11 protein-coding genes and 2 pseudogenes are annotated in these 18,814 nt (G+C 70.2%); 11 read left to right on the forward strand and 2 right to left on the reverse strand.

The window, feature by feature from the left end; all coding sequences use genetic code 11:
* Nucleotides 1–19 precede the first annotated feature (19 nt).
* Together BLV02_RS17270 and BLV02_RS17275 are read left to right on the forward strand one after the other, a co-directional pair.
* On the forward strand, nucleotides 20–1,525 hold the full coding sequence (locus tag BLV02_RS17270; protein WP_069114817.1) for a class III lanthionine synthetase LanKC N-terminal domain-containing protein: 1,506 nt from the start codon (nucleotides 20–22) through the stop codon (nucleotides 1,523–1,525).
* Nucleotides 1,522–2,694, forward strand: a complete 1,173-nt coding sequence (locus tag BLV02_RS17275) for a lanthionine synthetase C family protein (RefSeq protein ID WP_069114818.1) — start codon at nucleotides 1,522–1,524, stop codon at nucleotides 2,692–2,694. The genes BLV02_RS17270 and BLV02_RS17275 overlap by 4 nt, the downstream gene beginning before the upstream one ends.
* Before the next feature lie 243 nt (nucleotides 2,695–2,937).
* Here BLV02_RS17275 and BLV02_RS17280 read toward each other — a convergent pair whose 3' ends face one another.
* Nucleotides 2,938–4,905 (reverse strand): hypothetical protein, encoded by a 1,968-nt coding sequence (locus tag BLV02_RS17280; RefSeq protein ID WP_069114819.1) that lies wholly within the window; start codon nucleotides 4,903–4,905, stop codon nucleotides 2,938–2,940.
* A gap of 96 nt (nucleotides 4,906–5,001) precedes the next feature.
* Here BLV02_RS17280 and BLV02_RS17285 point away from each other — a divergent pair, with 96 nt between their 5' ends.
* The 8 genes and pseudogenes from BLV02_RS17285 to BLV02_RS38585 form a co-directional block, all read left to right on the forward strand.
* Entirely contained in the window at nucleotides 5,002–6,033 is a 1,032-nt protein-coding gene (locus BLV02_RS17285; protein WP_069114820.1) for a LacI family DNA-binding transcriptional regulator, read from the forward strand.
* Between the two features lie 78 nt (nucleotides 6,034–6,111).
* Nucleotides 6,112–7,407, forward strand: coding sequence for a polysaccharide pyruvyl transferase family protein (locus BLV02_RS17290; protein WP_069114821.1), 1,296 nt, complete (start codon nucleotides 6,112–6,114; stop codon nucleotides 7,405–7,407).
* Nucleotides 7,408–7,420: 13 nt separating this feature from the next.
* Nucleotides 7,421–8,815 carry an extracellular solute-binding protein gene (locus BLV02_RS17295; protein WP_069114822.1) on the forward strand — a complete coding sequence of 465 codons (1,395 nt, stop codon included), beginning with the start codon at nucleotides 7,421–7,423 and terminating at the stop codon, nucleotides 8,813–8,815.
* Complete coding sequence (locus BLV02_RS17300) at nucleotides 8,812–9,756, forward strand: carbohydrate ABC transporter permease (RefSeq protein WP_216094574.1); 945 nt, start codon at nucleotides 8,812–8,814, stop codon at nucleotides 9,754–9,756. The genes BLV02_RS17295 and BLV02_RS17300 overlap by 4 nt, the downstream gene beginning before the upstream one ends.
* Complete coding sequence (locus tag BLV02_RS17305) at nucleotides 9,756–10,649, forward strand: carbohydrate ABC transporter permease (protein WP_069114823.1); 894 nt, start codon at nucleotides 9,756–9,758, stop codon at nucleotides 10,647–10,649. Before BLV02_RS17300 ends, BLV02_RS17305 begins: the two co-directional genes overlap by 1 nt.
* Nucleotides 10,650–10,656: 7 nt before the next feature.
* Nucleotides 10,657–11,850: an alpha-L-fucosidase gene (locus BLV02_RS17310; protein WP_069114824.1), complete on the forward strand. Its 1,194-nt coding sequence runs from the start codon at nucleotides 10,657–10,659 to the stop codon at nucleotides 11,848–11,850.
* Between the two features lie 89 nt (nucleotides 11,851–11,939).
* Nucleotides 11,940–12,989 carry a tyrosine-type recombinase/integrase gene (locus BLV02_RS17315; protein ID WP_171906891.1) on the forward strand — a complete coding sequence of 350 codons (1,050 nt, stop codon included), beginning with the start codon at nucleotides 11,940–11,942 and terminating at the stop codon, nucleotides 12,987–12,989.
* A gap of 402 nt (nucleotides 12,990–13,391) precedes the next feature.
* Nucleotides 13,392–13,780, forward strand: a pseudogene (locus BLV02_RS38585) (helix-turn-helix domain-containing protein); the annotation flags it as partial.
* A 1,063-nt stretch (nucleotides 13,781–14,843) separates the two neighbouring features.
* On the opposite strand, the pseudogene BLV02_RS38285 reads toward BLV02_RS38585, so the two are convergent.
* Nucleotides 14,844–15,129 (reverse strand): annotated as a pseudogene (locus tag BLV02_RS38285) (DUF308 domain-containing protein); the annotation flags it as partial.
* Between the two features lie 79 nt (nucleotides 15,130–15,208).
* Here BLV02_RS38285 and BLV02_RS17335 point away from each other — a divergent pair.
* Entirely contained in the window at nucleotides 15,209–18,814 is a 3,606-nt protein-coding gene (locus tag BLV02_RS17335) for a DUF4132 domain-containing protein (protein ID WP_069114828.1), read from the forward strand.

Raw genomic sequence — 18,814 nt, forward strand, 5'->3', positions numbered from 1 at the left:
ACAGAACACCGCTCTCGCGATGCGCGCGCCGCAGTTCTTCTGGCACCCGTACTTCTTCGAGCCGCTGGCCACGCGCCCGCCGACGCAGGAGTACCGCGACCACCTCGCGCAACTGCTCCCGGACACGTGGCTGATCAGCCGCCACGACGTCTGGCTGTACGCCGCGCCTGAGAAGGCCCCGGACACGACGCAGCGGCAACAGGGTTTCAAGATCCACCTGTCCGCCGTGCCGCAGACCGCCTCGGCCGTCCTCGACGTCGCCGTGCCGATCTGCGCCGAGCGGCAGGTCGACTTCAAGGTCGCGGGTGATCCCGTGATCGTGCAGATCCTGAACTCCAAGCGGCAGTCCCGCGGCGGATCGGGCAAGTTCATGACGATCTACCCGCCGGACGACGACACGTTCCGGGACCTGATCGAGCGGCTGCACCAGGCCACCCGGACGGCGAAGCTGGCCGGACCGCGCATCCTGTCCGATCGGCCGTACAAGGGCAGCTCGATCGTCCATTACCGCTATGGCGGGTTCGCCTCGCCCAGGCGGGTCAACCTCGACGGCACCCACACGCCGTGCCTGGTGTCGCCGAGCGGCGAGTACGAACCGGACGACCGGCGGCCCTACTTCCGGCTGCCCGGCTGGATCGAGGACCCGTTCGGCGGCAGCGGCGAGATCGACGTCGACTCCTCGCTCACCCTGAACGGCCGGTACTCCATCCAGTCGGCCGTCAGCTTCTCGAACGCGGGCGGCGTCTACGCCGGCACCGACACGACCACGGGGACGCCGGTGATCCTCAAGGAGGCCCGCCCCTGCACACATCAGTGGAGCATCGGCGACACCACCTGGGACGCCGTCGACCTGCTGCGCCGGGAACACGCCGTCCTGCGGCGGCTCGCCGGCCTGCCATTCGTCCCCGCGGCCGTCGAACTGTTCGAGGACAGCGGGCACACGTTCCTCGCCGAGCAGCGGCTGCCCGGCCAGGACCTACGCGGCTACTGGGCACGGAACGAGATCATCCTGGCGCCCTACATCCGCCGGCCGCAGCGCTTGGCCCGTTGGCTGCCGCAGTTCCGGCACGTGGCGGAACGACTCGTCGCGATGGTGCTCACGGTGCACGAGCGGGGCGTGCTCATCGGCGACCTGTCGCCTGCGAACGTCCTGATCGACGACGCCGGCCGGCGGCTGGGTCTGATCGACTTCGAGAGCGCGATCACGGCCGACGACGGACCGGAGATGCGCGGGTTCGCGGCAGCCTGGCGCACACCGGGGTTCGCCGCGCCGGGCCGCGAGCAGCGCGGCGGACTCGGTCCGCACGACGACCTCTACGCCGCCGCCATGGTGCTCTACCACGCGGTCGTGCCGGTGAACCCGCTCTTCGCGCTCGACCCCGAAGCCATGCGACGGTTCCTCGACCGGTTCGTCGAACTCGGCGTGCCCGAACAGGTCCGGCGGCTCATCCTGCTGCTCTCCGATGGTGAGGCCCAGGCGGCCCGGACGCTGCTGCGCGAGTGGCGCGACGAGGTCGCGACATGACCGGCGATCCGGTGAACGCGTTCGCCGCACTGCGCGACGAGACCATCGACTACGTGCTGGCGACCGCTCAACCGCACCGGGCGGATCGCCTCTGGCCGGCCGACGCCGCCGTCTACTCCACCAATCCGCTGAACGTCGCCTACGGCGCCTGCGGGCCGGCCCTGCTCCTGAGCCGGGCCACGGCGACCGTCCCGGGGCCGGTCGTCGACTGGATGCTGGCGCAGGAGATCAGCTCGGACTCCTACCCGCCCGGCCTGTTCTTCGGGCTCGCCGGCGTCGCGTCCACGTTCGCCGAACTCGGTCTGGTCGACGAGGCGGCACGCGTTCTGCGTGAGCAGCGACGCTCGCCGTTGCTCTTCACCGATCCCGGCATCGCCGTCGGTGCCGCCGGCTGGGGACTCACCGACCTCCAGTTGTACGCCGTCACGGGCGAGCAGACGTACCTGGACTGGGCCGTCCGGGCCGGGAACCACCTGATCGAGACGGGCGTCCCGCGCGGTGACGGAACCGCTTGGCGGTGCGGCGTTGACGATCGGGTCCACTACGGGCTCGGCTACGGCGCGAGCGGCGTCGCCCTCTACCTCCTGCGCCTCTACCAGGCCACCGGCCTGGACGACTACCTGGTCGCCGCGGCGCGCGGCCTGGCGTTCGATCTCGACGCGCGGGTGGAGACGGACCTGGGCTGGCTGTGGCACCGGTTCGAGGGCGACGACATGCTGCGCCCCTACTGGCTGCACGGAAGCGCGGGTGTGGGCAGTGTCGTCGTCCGCTTCTTCGCGGCCACCCGCGACGAGCACTACGCGGCGCTGGCGGCGCGGATCTGCACCGATGCCTACGTGAAGTTCACCGTCAGCCCGGGCCTCTTCGACGGGCTGTCCGGCGTCGGCGAGCTGATGCTCGACCTGTCGCTGGCCACGGGCGAGCCGCACTATGCCGGCTGGGCGCTGGATGTGGCGGAGACGATCTCGTGGTTCGCCGTCGCGAAGCCGCAGGGGACGGCCTGGCCGAGCCGGTCACTGGACAAGATCTCCAACGACTACGCCACCGGCGCGGCCGGCATCGGGCTGTTCCTCACCCGGCTGCTGCACGGCGGGCCGCGGCCGTTCATCGATCCGCTCGTTCCAGCCGGTGCCGTCGCCGCACGCGAACCAGGTCCGTCGACCGTCTAGCTGATTCGTTGCCCTCCGGGTCGAGGAGGGTCACCCGGTGCTGCTCGTCCTGCACGGTGTCGGCACGCCGGGCACGAGGGCGAGCAGCCGGGCGACCTCGGCCTCCTGGCACAGCGCGATGGTCGAGCTGTTCATGACCGACGTCGTCGGCATGCCGGCCGAAGGCGAGCGGCTCGTTCGGCCTGACCAGGGCGCACGAGGACTGAGGGTCCTCGTATGCCCCGCCCATCTGCCGCTCCGCTGCTATCGCCGCCTGATTTGCAGGCTGTAGCTCAGTGCCGATGCCGTGGAGGCGATGTCGAGATCGTGGATCGTGCGCTGCTGCGCTCCACTGAACAGCTTGGTGGCCGACGCGGTGAGCGTGATCCGCAACGGTGCCTCGAGACGCAGCTCGAACGTTCCGCCGGCTCGTGCGACCCTGATCCCGACGGCCTGGGCGGCGACGCCGTTCTCCACCGGCGCCGCGCCGCCGCCGGCCACCAGCCACGTCACGTCGTCGCCGGGGGCGATGACCAGCGGAACCCGTTCCACGAACGAGGACTCGTTGGTCTCGATGTCGATGGCGAGTTTGTTCGGCAGGCAGTGGAACGTCTTCGCGACCGAACCGCCGCTGGGCTTGTAGGCGTAGTACGTGTAGTCGAACGGCACTGCCTGGCGGACGTCCCCGCGGATCTTGAACATCCGCGACTCGGAGTCGACGAAGTCGCGCGACAGCCGGGTGGACCACACGCTGTCGGAGGCCATCTGCGTCGCGACGAAGGCGCCGGTCGTGTGGTGGTAGAAGAACGACGGCCCCTTCGGCACGGTGCTGCCCCGCGGGATGTTCCCGTGGTGGCTGCCGAAGTAGTAGCCCTGCCGGTTGACGAACAGGTAGTGCTGGTCGTAGCGGGTGTCGCTGCGGGCCTCGACGAACGGGCGGCCGAAGTACGGGAAGGAGCGGATCGCCCGCATGCGCTCGTCGTAGGTGGCGAAGTTCTGCACCCGCTGCTCGGAGTACCAGATGTTCATCGGGTCGACGGGGTTGCCCATCGGCACGAGCGGCTCGGTCGCGGCCGCCCACGTCGAACGGAGCCCTTCGACGTGTTCGCGGTGCCAGTTCAGCGCGACCGCGATGGGGCTGTCGGGCGCCCACACGTTCAGCAGGTCGGGATAGCTGCTCTCGTCGGTGGTGCGGACGGCGGGCAGCGAGCGCATGGACAGCCGCGTGGAGATGCCGTTGACGGTGAAGCCGGCGCCGTCGGGCTCCCACAGGTAGTTGAAGCGGCACCAGTCGAAATGCTTCAGCTGCATCTGCTTGAGCCGCTCGTCGCCGTTGAGCTCGTAGAGCCGCGCGAGCATCCGCGGTGTGACGTAGAGCGAGTAGTGGGCGTCGAATGCGGCGGCCTCGTAGAGGTGGCCCGCGCCGTCGCTCTGGGCGTTCTCGACGTAGTAGGTCAAGCGATCCTCGTAGGCACGCATGATGCGCCGCGGCAGCAGATCGCGCAGCATCCAGACGCCCATCAGCGCCGGGATCACCTGGTTGGAGAACTCCGGGCCGATGGTCCAGACGTCCTCGTTCGCCGGGTCGAGCATGTAGTCGGCGGCGCGTTCCAGCGCCGCCAGCACCTCGGAGCGGAGGTCGTCGGCCCAGCCCACGCTCTCCAGCAGCAGCGCGGTCTCGCCCAGGAACACCAGCGCGTACGCGGTGACGTCACGGTTGCGGTCGACGTAGCTCCACGCCGGGAACCAGCCATCCGGGCCCTGCAGGGAGAGGTAGAACCGAATGCCCGCGTAGATGCGGTCGCGCAGCGCGGGGTCCAGATAGTAGGGATTCCACTCGCGCTGCTGGGTGTAGAACCAGGTCAGCGTGTAGACGCTCTGCTGGATGTTCGCGTTGTACGGGACGAGCGGCGTGCGCCAGTAGCCGCCGTTGAACCAGCCGTAGGTCTCCTCGTTCTCGAGGTCCATCTTGTTGGCGAGGTCGGGCAGCGTCACCAGGAATCTGGCCAGCCGCTGCTCCTCCGCAGCGAACTGACCGCGCACCAGGGTCGCCGGGTCGTACGGCGCGACGGGGGCGAGCGGGCCGCCCACCGCGGCAGCCGGGCCCGCGGCCGCCGCCGTCCCGGTGTGCGAGCCGAGCACCAGTCCCGTCACGGCGGACGCGCCGAGGCCCATGAGCGTGCGCCGGGTGAGGCTGCCGCCCGGTGTGGCGGACGTGTCGTTCGGGTCCATCAATCCTCCTCGTCGAGTTCTGATGCAACGCTGCATCAGGCTGGCACCAGGACCAGTTCGTGTCAAGAAGGCGTCGCGACACATAGGATTCGCGCAATGGTGACCGTCAAGGAGATCGCGGCGGCCGCCGGAGTCTCGCCGACCGTGGTGTCGGCCGTCCTGCACGGCAGCCGGCACGTCCGCGTGAGCGAGGCCACCCGTGCGGTCGTCCTCGCGAAGGTCGAGGAGCTCGGCTACACGACGAACTTCGCCGCGCGCTCGCTGCGCACCGCGCGTTCCGGCGTCCTCGCCGTCGTCGCGCCGAAGTTGAGCAACCCGGTCTTTACGCCCATGCTCGACGGCATCCACGACGCCGCCGAGGAGCGCGGCTACGTGATCATGCTGGCCGAGGCCATGCGGCTGGTCGACGGCTCGCGCATGCTGGAGCGCATCCTCGGCCACGGGCAGGTCGACGGCACGATCCTGCGGCCCAGCGCCGATCTCGACTCCGCCGGGGTCCGGTCGATGCTGCGCCGCGAGGCGCCGGTCCTCGTGCTCGACGAAGTGGACGACCGCACGACGCCCTGGCTGGCCATCGACGACGCCGCCGCCGCGCGCGTCGCCACCGAGCATCTGCTGGAACGCGGGCACACCCGCATCGGCTTCCTCGGCGGCTGGCTGGGTCCGCATGCCACGTTCCGGCCGCGCAAGGGCTTCCGCCACATCAACCTGCGCCGTCTCGACGGCTACCGCCAGGCCCTGCGCGCGGCGGGCATCGAGCCACGCGACGACGACGTCATCGAGTCCGACTTCGCCGCCAGCGCCGGGCGCGACGCCGTCGAGCGGATCGTGGCGCTGCGCGACCGGCCGACGGCGCTCGTCGTCAACAACGCCACCACCTCCGTCGGCGTGGTCGGCGGCGCCATCACCGCCGGCCTGCGGGTGCCGGACGACCTCGCCGTCGTCGCCATCCACGACATCGACGTCCTGGCCGATGTCGCGCCCAGGATCAGCGCGGTCCGGATGCCGATGTACGAACTCGGCCACGTCGGCACGACGCTGCTCGCTCGGGCGATCGAGGGCGAGACCATCCCGTCGCAGGTCCTGGCCTCGCCGCCACCAGAACTGCTGCGACGCGAGACCACCTGATCGCCATTCCCCTGTTGACAGCGGAGCACCGCTGGGCGTTTGATGCAACGTGGCATCAGCGACCGAGAAGGAGCCCCGGTGACCGACCCGGCCACGAACGGACCCACGATCCTGCTGCGATCGTCCTGGCAGACGCCGAACATCGGCGACGTCGCGCACACCCCCGGCGCGCTGCGGGCGCTGGCCCGGTACGCGCCGGAGGCGCGGCTGGCGCTCTGGCCGGTGGCCATCGGAGCGCGCGAACGGGCCATGCTCGCCGCCGCGTTCCCAGACCTGGACATCGTCGACGGCGACCTCCGGCCGGACGGCTCGGCGACCACCCCCGAACTGGCGGCCGCCCTCGACGCGGCGGACGTGCTGGTGCACGGGTCCGGGCCGAGCCTGGTCCGCGCCGACGACCTGCGGGTCTGGGCGGCGACGGGCAAGCCGTACGGCCTCTTCGGCGTCTCCGTCGACCCGCTCAACCCCATGTTCACCGGGACCCTCGACGAGATCGAGACCATGGTGCGCTCACTCGGCCGCGGCGGCATCGACGACCACCAGCTGGCCGTGCTCGACGGCGCCGCGTTCGTCTACTGCCGCGACTCGATCACCGAAGTGTTCCTGCGCTCGCTCGGCCTGACCGGCCCGGCGGTCGCGTTCGGCCCGGACGCCACCGTCGCGTTCGATCTGCTGGACGAGGAGGCGGCGGCCAGGACCAAGGCCCGCCACGGGCTGGCCGACGGCGCGTATCTGTGCGCCGTACCGCGGCTGCGGTGGACGCCGTACCACCGGATCCGCGGCGAGGCACCCACGCTGCTCGACGCCCGCCGCACCGCCTACAACGACCTCTGGGCCGGCCACGACCTCGGTGTCCTCGCCGCGGCGGTCGTCGCCTATGTCCGGCGGACCGGCCACCCGGTGCTCGTCGCGCCGGAGATGTCCTACGCCGTCGAGCTGGCCGAGGAGCACTTCGGCGACGCCCTGCCGGCCGACGTGCGCCCGTACGTACGGGTGCTGGACCGGTTCTGGTCCGCCCCGGAGGCGATGACGGTCTACCGTGACGCCGAGGCCGTCGTCAGCCTCGAGTGCCATTCACCGCTCATGGCCATGAGCCAAGGGACGCCCGCCGTCTACGTCAGGCAGCCCACCGACACGCTCAAGGGCCGGATGTACGCCGATCTCGGCGTCCCGCACCGCAGCACCGAGATCGGCGACGGGCCGGTCCCGGTGGTCACCGCGCTGCAGCGGATCCTCGACGATCCCGTGGCCGCGCGCGCGGAGACCGCGGCGATCCGCGACCGGGCGCACGACCGCCTGCGCGGGATGGCCGAGCACGTCATGGCCTGCGCCGCACCACTGATCAGCCACACTGCTCCCCCGCTGGGGACCTGACAAGGAGTGAGCCATGCGAACCGCAACGAAGCGCTCGTCCACACTCGCCGTCCTGCTCGCGCTGACGCTCGGCGTCGCGGCCTGCGGCGGCGACGGCCAGGACGATCCCACCCGGCCGGCCGCCGACGAAAGCGTCGATCTGGACGCCGACGTCACCATCACCGTCGGCGACCTGCCGCCGGCCAGTGAGCCCGAGGAACGGGAGTTCTTCGAGGGCCAGGTCGAGGCGTTCACGGCGGCCAACCCGAACATCACCGTCGAGGCCAGCGAGGAGCTCTGGGACGTGCAGACGTTCCAGGCCAAGGTCGCCGCCGGCGATCTGCCGGACGTGCTCGCGGTGCCGTTCACCGAGGCGAACTCGCTCGCCGAGCGTGGCCAGATCGCCGAGCTGTCCCAGGCCATGGACCTCGCCGGGCTGACAGCCGACCTCGACCCGAACCTCGTCGAACTGGTCAGCTCCGACGACGGCGGTGTCTACGCCGTCCCGACCGCGGCCCAGGCGCTGGGCCTCATCTACAACCGCGACCTGTTCGTCCAGGCCGGCCTCGACCCGGACGACCCGCCGCGGACCTGGGACGACGTTCGCGTGGCGGCCCGGCAGATCACCGAGGCGACCGGCGCCACCGGGTTCGCCACCATGACGACGGAGGGCCAGGGCGGCTGGATGCTGGCCGCCGGTGTCTACAGCTTCGGCGGCACGATCGAGAACGAGGACGGCACCGAGGCGACCTTCGACGACCAGCCGGCGACCGACTACCTGGAGCTGCTGCATGCCATGCGCTGGGAGGACCAGTCCATGGGCAGCAACTTCCTCTACAACGCCGCCGGACTGGTGGAGGACTTCGCGGCCGGCCGGGTCGGCATGTTCATCGGCTTCTCCGGGCTCTACCGACCGGCCGTGATCCGCAACGAGATGCCCGCCGAGAGCTTCGGCATGGGCCCGATGCCTGTCGGCGGCCACGCCGACCCGACCGCCCTCACCGGTGGCGTCATCCAGGTCGTGAGCCCCGACGCGACGCCCGAGGAACGGGTCGCGGCGGTGAAGTGGATCGACTTCTTCTACCTCGGCCAGTTCACCGACGAGACGGTCGCGGTCACCCAGGCCGAGGCCGGCGCCGCGGCCGGTCAGGCGGTCACCGTCCCGGAGCGCCCGGCGGTGAGCCAGGATGCGTACGACCAGTACTTCGAGTGGATCGCGCCGTACCTGAACGTGCCGATCGCCAACTTCGACACCTACATCCAGGCGTTCGGCGAGCAGACCCTGCAGCCCGAGCCGGCGGTGAAGGCGCAGGAGGTCTACAGCCAGCTGGACGTCGTCGTCCAGCAGGTGCTCACCGAGGAGAGCGCCGACGTCGGCACCGTGCTGGGCGAGGCGGCGACCGCGGTCGATCGGCTGCTGGGCCGGTGACGGTGACGGCGCCCGCCGCGCTGGAGGCCGCGGCACCGCCGCGGCCCCAGCCCTCGCGGCGCGGCACACTGCGGTCGTGGGTGGCCCGCGGCGGGCTCACGAAGATCGCCTTCGCGCTCCCGCTGCTGTTCATCTTCGGGTACTTCTCGTGGTGGCCGATCCTCGACGGCGTCGCGATGTCGGTGCAGCGCACCAACCTCGTCGACCCCGCCGAGTTCGTCGGCTGGAGCAACTTCAGCTACGTGCTCAGCGATCCGCTGCTGCCCAAGGCGATCGGCAACACGATCCTCTTCGCCGTGCTGTCGCTGCTGATCGGGTTCCCGGTGCCGCTGCTGCTGGCGACGTTCATGGCCGAGCTGCGCGGCGCCCGGCGCCTGTACAGCGTGCTGGCGTACCTGCCGGTGATCATCCCGCCGGTGGTGGCCGTGCTGCTGTGGAAGTTCTTCTACAGCCCGGAGCCGACCGGCCTGTTCAACACCGTCCTCGGCTGGTTCGGCGCCGGCCCGTTCGCCTGGCTGAACTCGGCCGGCACCGTGCTGCCGGCGATCGTCGTGGAGGCGACCTGGGCGTACTTCGGCAGCACGACGATCATCTACCTCGCCGCGCTGACGGCGGTGCGGCGGGAGCTCTACGAGGCGGCCGAGATCGACGGCGCCGGCATCGTCCGCCGCACCTGGCACATCACGCTGCCGCAGATTCGCGGCGTCGTGCTGGTGATGCTGCTGTTGCAGGTCATCAACACGATGCAGGTGTTCACCGAGCCGTTCGTGTTCACCGGCGGCGGACCGAACAACGCGTCGACGACCATCCTGCTGATGATCTACGAGTACGCGTTCATCGAGGGCGACTACGGCGCGGCCACCGCGCTGTCCGTCCTGCTCGCGCTGTTCCTGGGCGTGGTCTCCGCCGTGTACTTCGCCGCCACCCGGAGGCTGAACTGATGTCGCCGCGGAGCTACGAGCGCGGCGCGATCTCGTCCGCGGACCGCAAGAACCCGCGGGTGCGGCTCTGGCTGGGTCTCACCCAGGCGCTGATCCTGATCGGGCTGCTGGTGGCCTGCCTGGGACCGTTGCTGTGGTTGTTCAAGGCCGCGGTCTCCAGCACCCAGGAGATCCTCGCCGACCCGTTCGGCATGCTGTTCAACGGCGAGTTCCAGGTCGGCAACCTGGCCCGCGCCTGGACCGACGTCAGAGTCGGCGACTACCTGCTCAACACCGCGTGGGTGGTGCTCGGTTCCTGGGTGGCGACGCTCGTCACCTGCGTCACCGGCGCGTACGTGCTCAGCGTGCTGCGGCCGAAGTGGGGCGGGCTGCTGTCGGCCGCGGTCCTCGCGACGCTGTTCATCCCGAACATCGTGTCGTTGGTGCCGCTGTACCTGACGGTGCTGGAGCTGCCCGGCCCCGGCTGGCGGCTGCTGGACACGTATTGGGCGGTGTGGCTGCCGCACGCGGCCAGCGCGTTCCTCGTCCTCATCGTCAAGCGGTTCTTCGACCAGATCCCGGCTGAGCTGTACGAGGCGGCCCGCATCGACGGCGCCGGCCCGGTCAGGGTGTTGTTCAGCATCGTGCTGCCCATGTCGCGGCCGATCCTGGGTGTCGTGTCGCTGCTGACGATCGTCGCTGCGTGGAAGGACTACCTGTGGCCGCTCCTCGTCCTGCCCGACCCCGGCAAGCAGCCGATCTCCGTCGCGTTGCCGAAGGTGGCCGACAGCTTCCCGCTCAACGTCCAGATGGCGGCGCTGTTCATCGCCGTCGTCATCCCGGTCGGTCTGTTCCTGGTGTTCCAGCGGCAGTTCCTCGACAGCGCCGGCAACGCCGGCGCGCTGAAGGGGTGAGGTCTCGATGACGTTCGACCGCGAGATCCCCGGCTGGTTCCCGGACGCCAAGTTCGGCATCTTCGTGCACTGGGGCGCCTACTCGGTGCCGGCGTGGGCGACGCCGATCGGGGAACTGGGCGCCGTCGACCACGACGAGTTCATGGTCCACTCCCCCTACGCCGAGTGGTATGCCAACACCACCCGGATCCCCGGCAGCCCGGCGGCGCTGCATCGCGCCCGCACCTACGGCGACGCGCCCTACGAGGCGTTCCTCGACGCCTGGCGGGCGGAGCGGTTCGACCCGGCCGGCTGGGCTTCGCTGTTCGCCGGCATCGGCGCCCGCTACGTCGTCCTCGTCACCAAGCACCACGACGGCATCTGCCTCTGGGACGCGCCGGGCAGCGGCGGGTACAACAGCGTCGCCCGCGGCCCGCGCCGCGACCTCGTCGGCGACCTGGCCGGTGCGGTGCGCGACGCCGGGATGCGGTTCGGCACCTACTACTCCGGCGGGCTGGACTGGCACCAGAGCGACCTGCCACCCATCAGCCGAGCGGCGCACCTCGACAGCCACCGGCCCGTCGACGCCGGCTACGCTGCCTACGCACGACGCCAGCTCGAGGACCTCATCGAGCGGTACCGGCCCGACGTTCTCTGGAACGACATCAACTGGCCCGACGCCGGCAAACCCGACCTGCCGGACGTGTTCCGCCGCTACTACGACACCGTCCCCGACGGCGTCGTCAACGACCGGTGGGAAGCAGGCTGGGCTGACTTCCTCACCAGCGAGTACTCCGCACTCACCGATCGCGAGAGCACCGGACGGCCGTGGGAACACATCCGCGGCATCGGCCTCTCCTTCGGATACAACGCCAACGAGACCGCGGAGCACCACCTCACCGGAGCACAGCTCGCACACCGCCTCGTCGACGTCGTCACCCGCGGCGGCAACCTCCTGCTCAACGTCGGCCCGCGCGCCGACGGCACCATCCCCGACGAGCAGCTGAACCCGCTGCGCGGCCTCGGCGATTGGCTCGCCGCCCACGGCGACGCGATCTACGGCACCCGCCCGTGGCCAGGCCCGAACCTGCCCGGGATCGTCGGCTGGACGGCGACGGATACCCATGTCTACGCCCACCTCGCCCCCGACAATCCGGACGAGTACCCCCGCGTGGAGATCGCGACCCGGCCCGCTCAGGTCGGGCTGGACAGCGGGTCCTGACCGCAGCCTCGGCCAAGGGCGCCCGGCGTGCTCCGATGCCCCAGACGCAGAACACCTTCCTCCCCCGTACCGGGTGGGCTCAACGGGTCATGACCACGATCTCCCGTGCCGGGACCGTCACCGGCTCACCGTCGACGATGGCTTCCACGGGTTCGGCTGTCGCGTTCGCCAGGAGCCAGATCACCTGGGTCGACCGGATGACGCGGGCGGCGTCGACCGGGCTGGACCCTGGTCAGACGTTGGCTCAGTACGTCGAGGCCATCGGTGATCGGTGGGCACGGCAGATCGACAAGACTTCGACGTTCGACGGGTACTCGTCCGGCCTCCGGCTGCGGGTGATCCCGGCCCTCGGGCATCTGCCGGTGAACATGATCACGGCCGGGCTGATCGACCGCAACCCGGCCGACGACCGCGCCCGCCGAACCGCCGTCGGCCGTCGAACCGGCAACGATGAAGAGGAAGCACCGAACCCACGCGACTACGCGCTGCCCGACGTCGCCGCACTCGAAGAGCTGGTAGCCGAAGTGGCCAAGGCCGGGCGGCATCAGTGTTGGGGCGACATGGTGACCATGCTCGCCACCACGGCGATGCGGATCAGCGAAGCATCCGGCTTGGAAGCGCGCTACGTCGACTGGTCGAACGGGATCATCAGGGTCGAGTGGCAGCTCTACCCCGGTCGAGGCGGCCTCGTTCGCAAGCGCACCAAAGGCCGGCGGCGGCGGAAGGTGCCGATCATCGAACCGCTGGTGCCGACACTAGAGCGGCTGATGGCGGACCGGAAGTCCGATGATCGACTGCTCTACGGTCCACGCGGCGGGGTGATCACGACGGCGACCCTGCGCGATGCGACTCGCTGGGACGAGCTGGTGACGCGCCTCGGTCATCCGACGCTCGTCCGTCACGGCCTGCGGCACACCGCGCTGACGTGGATGGCCGACGCCGGGATCCCGCTCGACGTCTTGCAGAAGGTCGCCGGCCACCAGTCCCCCGACGTGACCTCGCGCTACCTACACCCGGACCTGTCGGCCTTGAAGGCCGCCGGGGAGTCGTTCTCGGCGTGGTGGTCCCCATCTGGTCCCCGCCGACCTAAGCTGACGATCTTGAAGGGAGGTGGTGCCACAAGAGAAAACCCCCGCTGACCTGTGTCAACGAGGGCTGATCACATGGTCGGGCTGACAGGATTTGAACCTGCGACCCCCTGGATAAAACCGCTGGTCAGAGCGGATTTACGGTCATCTCGTAAGCTTGCGGATCCCCTGCTCTTAGCTGGGAACCGGTCGGTTCTCGCTTTCCGACTGTATCGGGTCTCTGAGTGTCGGTACGGGTTGTTTGCGATGGGTAAGCGATGGATCACAAGGTGGCGCCGTCTCAATCGAGAGCAATGCCGGCGACTCCAGCAGTGGCACCATCCTGGCGACCGCAATCGGGCGCGCGAGCACGCTGCAGGGCCAGGACGGTCGATACATCCGAGCGCCGCGCAGTTGGACAACGGCGGTCGCGTGTACGGCAAGACGCCGGCGGCGGCTGATGGTGCGGGGCGCATGTCAACGGCCCGCCTGGTCATCACCGCCGTCGCCATCGAAGGCCGTCTCGTCGCCCAAGTCGCTGCCGAGTACGCCGTGGCCCGCTCGTGGGTCTACGACCTCGTCGCCCGCTACCGAGCGGAGGCGAGGCCGCGTTCCCCCCGCGTTCCCGACGCCCCAACACCTCACCTGCCGCCACCCCGGCCGCCGTCGTCGAGCAGGTCCTGACCCTGCGCAAGAAGCTGTCCGACGCCGGCCTCGACTCAGGCGCCGAGACCATCGCCTGGCATCCGGAACACCACCACGGCGTGCGCCTGTCACGCGTCACGATCCACCGCGTCCTGTCCCGCGAGGGAGCCGTGACACCCGAGCCGAAGAAGCGGCCCCGCAGCTCCTACATCCGCTTCGCCCAGCACCTCGGCCCACGCGGCATCACTGTCAACGCCGTTCGTCCCGACCACCGACACCGACATGAACGCCGGCTGGTTGCGCGGCCACTCCGAGGCCATGGCCGGCGGCGTCGCGTTGCGCGCCCTCCGCCGCGTCGGCGGCCGCTGCCGACGTCGCCGACGTCGTCGCTCTTCTCGCCTCCCACGACGCCCGGTGGATCACGGTTCAGATCATCGACGCCACCGGTGGCGAGCGCCTGTAGGCGTACCCATCATCCGGTGACACGGGTTTCGAGTCGCGACACACTCGACACCCCCGGAGCCCGGCCCGACGGCCGGGCTCTCGGGGAGTGCGGTGACTTCGGGTGGGGCGACTGTCGGTCCCGGGCCTCACATTCCGAGTCGTCGCTGTAGGGACTGGGCGTCTCTCGGGTATAGCCAGGTCTGCTCGGTGCGTACGCCGCCGAATCCCGCCGCGACACATTCGAGCGCTGTGTCGGCGGTCACGCGATACGACGCGCGTTGGGTTAGGACGCGAGTCACTGTGAACTACTCGACGACGCCGCCTAGGTCGTCGAGCTCGTCCGTGCCCAGGCCGGTCATGAGCGTGACCGCCGCCGTGTCGCTGCCGTCGAGCCGCTCGAGAAGCTGCGCGCGTAGAACGGAGCCGTCTGGTCGCTCGAGAGAGATTCCAAGGCCCCGGATCGCTCCAGGGCCTTGGTCTATCCAGAAGGGATCAGCCACCCGATGACCAGTCGGGAAGCTGGCAGAGCGTGCGGGGAAGGTTTTGGGCCGTGGAGACCCACGCGCAGACGAGAAACGGGACGTCGGCCGTCGCGGAACCAGTGTGGTGGCTACTGAGGCCGGGCTGTGGTCGTGGCCGAGTTCATCGGTGCGCGGGTCAACCGCCTTGGGTCACCCTGCTCGGGGACCCGAGGGTCAGAGGTCATCGGTGCCGAGCCGGCTCCGCCCCGCTTGGCGCTGCTACAGCACTATGACGATCGGGCGGGCCCGGTCGGCGACGTCCTCGCCGACCGGGCCCGCGCCGATGACCACAACCTCGAAGGTGGTCGCGGTCATCTCAGTGGTCCTTCTTCGCGACGCGGCCCAGGCGAAGCGCGGAGATGAGGAAGAAGACGCCGCCGAGCGTCGCGTATCCCGCAATCGAGGTCAGCTTCGCGTTCGGACCGTCGGCCATGAGGGCGAAGCTCGCGCCGGCCAGGACCGATATTCCGCCGCTGAGGATCATGGCCCACTGGCCACCGGGCCGGTACCGGCCCGGTGGCAACGACGAGTTGGACGAGCCCGGCGGTGATCGCCCAGACGCCCCACACGCGCAGCACCGCGGGGATGCCTGTCGTGGACGCGTGTCAGGGGTGGCGGATACGCTCGCCGCGCCGGCTGCGGTGGCACCGGTCACTCGAGCGGCTGGGATGGAGACACGGGATGACCCTCTTCCGGAAGGGACGTCGCGCGTCGGGGTCCCGCACGTTCGCCGAGGCGCTGGAGGCCGTCTTTGGGCGTGATCAGGACGGAAAGGCACGCGTCAGCTACGTGCTCACGGGCAGCCCCATCACGGCGTTGACGGGAGCGGGAAACGGAGGCCGCGCCACATATCTGGATCGGCGCCGGCGACCCTTCGGGGAGCTCTACGCCAACGTCGTTGACGTGGACGCCGCAGTCCTGCGCCGCTACGGCCGGATCCTGGACGCCGTGCGTGGAGGGGCATCGTGGGGACTGTCCATGGGGCAGGTCGGCGGCGGCAACTGGTTCGAGCTGATGCTCACCCAGGCCGACGATGCAGCGGCGCCCAACGCCCCATTACCGATCACGTTCGCCGACCTGGCGCGCGCGGCGGCCGTGGACGGAGCAGATCCTGCCGATCTGATCCGGGCGACGCTCGAGCTCCCTCAGTACGCCCGCTACGCGCCGAATCCGGCGAAGATGCTGGCCCGACTGCCGGGGTATGCCGAGGCGCTGGTCGAACACCGGACGTTGGCCTCGGCAATTCTGACGACGGGCTCGGTGGATTCGCGGGTCCGCGTAGCCCAGGTAATCGGCGCTGCGTTATCCGCCGCGCAGCTCGAGGCGTTCACCGAGCCGTTGGCGGAGGCGGCGACCGCGTCCAGCACTCAGGTGAGAGAGGCGGCACGCGGGGTTCTGGCGCGGGTCCCCGACGCTGCGGTGGCGCCATTGCGGAGGCTGGCAGTCGAGGCGAAGCCGGACCAGCGTGGCCACGCAATCGACCTGCTCGCCGCGATGCCTGAGCAGCTTGGCTGGGCGCTGGAGACCGCTCGAGCCGACCGTGCCGCGACCGTGCGTGCCGTCGGCGCCCGATGGGAGGCGGCCGAGTCCGCGCCCGCCGAGGGCCAGCTGGAGCTACCGGAACCGGAGGAGCTGCAGTCATGGGGCCTTCCGCGGGCCGAGGCCGACGCGCTGGCCACGCAGGTCACCGAGGCGATCACAGCCGCCGTGGGTCGGCACAACGACCAGATCCGTGTACACCGGCAAAGCCTGCAGACCCACCCGCGGTTCCGTGGGGCTAAGGAACTCAGCCCGCCGTCCTCGGCCGACACCAAGGCGCTGGCCCGGTTCCTGGCGGCCAGCGCGCCACCGTCGGTCCAGGACGACGCAGTGGTGGAGGTCCTGGGTGGGCATGTGGTCCAGCCGGTATTCGAGATCGCTCGCGACCGGCTCGACGCGGTCACCGCGGTCAAGCTGCTGGCCGGGCTGCACCTTCTGGTCGCCAACGATGCTCTCGACTCGCGGGCGCTCGACGCGCTCGAGGGCGTGCACGCGCGCACTGGCGGTCCGGATCTCTTGACTCTCCAACGGATGCTGGACCAGGTCGGCGTCTACGGCCGGGCGGCGATCTGGAGGTCATACTGCTCGGCGCACGGCACGAGGCTGGGACGTGCCTGGCCCGACGAGCAGGTCTGGACGTTCGTGGCCGCCAACCTGGACTGGCTGCTCTCCGAGAACCCGGTCTCGGGACCGCGTTGGAACGTGGACGAGCACGCCGTGTTCGTGGCGCTTGCGACACTGCCGGCGCCGCCGGCCCGGGTGATCGATCATCTGTACGCCCTGGCGGTCGGACCGAAGAAGGCCGACCGCGCTCCTGCACAGGCGGCCCTCGCGCGGGACCCGAACCGGGCGGTACGGGCCGCGACCGCGCTCGGGGACGGAAGGAGCGAGACCCGGCTGGCGGCGGCTCGGTGGCTGACCGAGATCGCCGACCCCGTGGTGTTGCCTGAGCTGCAGGCGGCTTGGAAGGGTGAGAGGCAGGACGTCGTTCGCGGCGCCCTGTTGGAGGGGTTGGTGGCAGTGGGTGAGGACGTCGAGACGTATCTCGACCCGGCGGCAGCCACGGTCACGGCGGAGAAGTTCGTCGCGAAGGGGATGCCGGCCTCGTTGTCGTGGCTGGACTGGGGCGCGGTTCCGGCCGTCACCTGGGCGTCGTCGGGCCAGCCGGTGCCGCGTGCCGTCGTCCAGTGGCTGTGCGCGATAGCGGTCAAGGCGAGGTCCCCCGAGCCGAACGCGGTGCTGCGCCACTTCGCCGAGCTGTTCGACCGGGACGACCGGGAGAAGCTGGCCCTTCACATGCTGGCGGGCTGGATCGCCGAAGACCTGAGACCCATCACCGCAGCCGAGGCGGAGCGGCAGGCGGCGGCGCACGCGTCGAGCTGGCACCACAGTTTCACCAGCTCGCCGGACAGTCCCTATTACGGGATGAGTGTCGACGAGCTCATCGCGGCGTTGCTGCCCGGCTATGCGCGTCAGCCCGCCGGGTCGGCGACGGCGAGCAAGGGGCTGCTGGCCGTGGTTGCTGCGTGCGGCGGGGCCCAGGTCGTCGCGCCGGCCGAACGATACCTGCGCGAGTGGTATGGCCAGCGCGCCAGCCAGGGTAAGGCGCTGATCGGCATGCTCGCGTGGGTCGAGGATCCCGTGGCGACCCAGGTGGTCCTCGCGATCGGGTCCCGGTTCCGGACCAAGAGCTTCCAGGACGAGGCCGTTCGCCAGGCTCAGGCGTTGGCCGACCGCAAGGGCTGGACCGTTGACGAGCTCGCCGACCGCACGATGCCGACCGCCGGCTTCGACGAGCACGGCGTCTTGGACCTGCCGTACGGCGACCGGACGTTCACCGCACGGCTGCTGCCGGACCTGACCGTCGAGCTGCGCGACCCTGACGGCAAGACCATCAAGGCGCTGCCCACACCGCGAGCCTCGGACGATGCGGACCAGGCCAAGGACTCGAAGAAGGCGCTCACCGCGGCCAAGAAACAGCTCAAGTCGATCGCCTCGCTCCAGACGGCGCGGTTGTACGAGGCGATGTGCACCCAGCGGTCCTGGCCGGCGGAGGACTGGAACCGCTACCTGCTGACGCACCCCGTGGTCGGTCCCGCGCTCCGCCGGCTGGTGTGGGTCGCCTGGCCCTACGGCGAGCCCGACGGGCACCAGAAGATGCTGGTGTTCCGGCCACTCGACGACGGCAGCCTCACCGACGTCGACGACAACGAAGTCACTCTGCCCGCGAGCGGGCAGGTCGCGATCGCCCACGACACGCTGCTGACCCCGGACCAGGCGCAGGCCTGGGCGGAGCACCTGGCCGACTACGAGGTCACACCGCTGTTCGAGCAGCTCGGGCGGGGCGTGCACGCGGTGACCGACCGGATGCGCACCCAGAAGGAGATCACCGACTTCAGGGGCCACCTGCTGATGACATTCGCCCTGCGGGGCAAGGCGCTGAAGCTCGGTTGGACGCGCGGACCGGCGGAGGACGGTGGCTGGTTCACGACCTACACCAAGCGGTTCCCCACGCTCGGGATCACAGCGATCGTCGACTTCACGGGGAACCCGCTGCCGGAGGAGAATCGGCTGGTCGCGCTGACGGGGCTCCACTTCGTGCGCCAGCCAGCCGAGGGGCGGTCGGTGCCGATCACCGTGGGGGAGGTGCCGGCTGTGCTGCTGTCGGAGTGCTGGCACGACATGCGGCTGATGGCGGCCGAGGGCACCGGGTTCGACCCGGACTGGGAGAAGAAGGCGCAGTTCTGA

The sequence above is a fragment of the Jiangella alba genome, from assembly GCF_900106035.1.
In the GTDB taxonomy this organism is placed as follows: domain Bacteria; phylum Actinomycetota; class Actinomycetes; order Jiangellales; family Jiangellaceae; genus Jiangella; species Jiangella alba.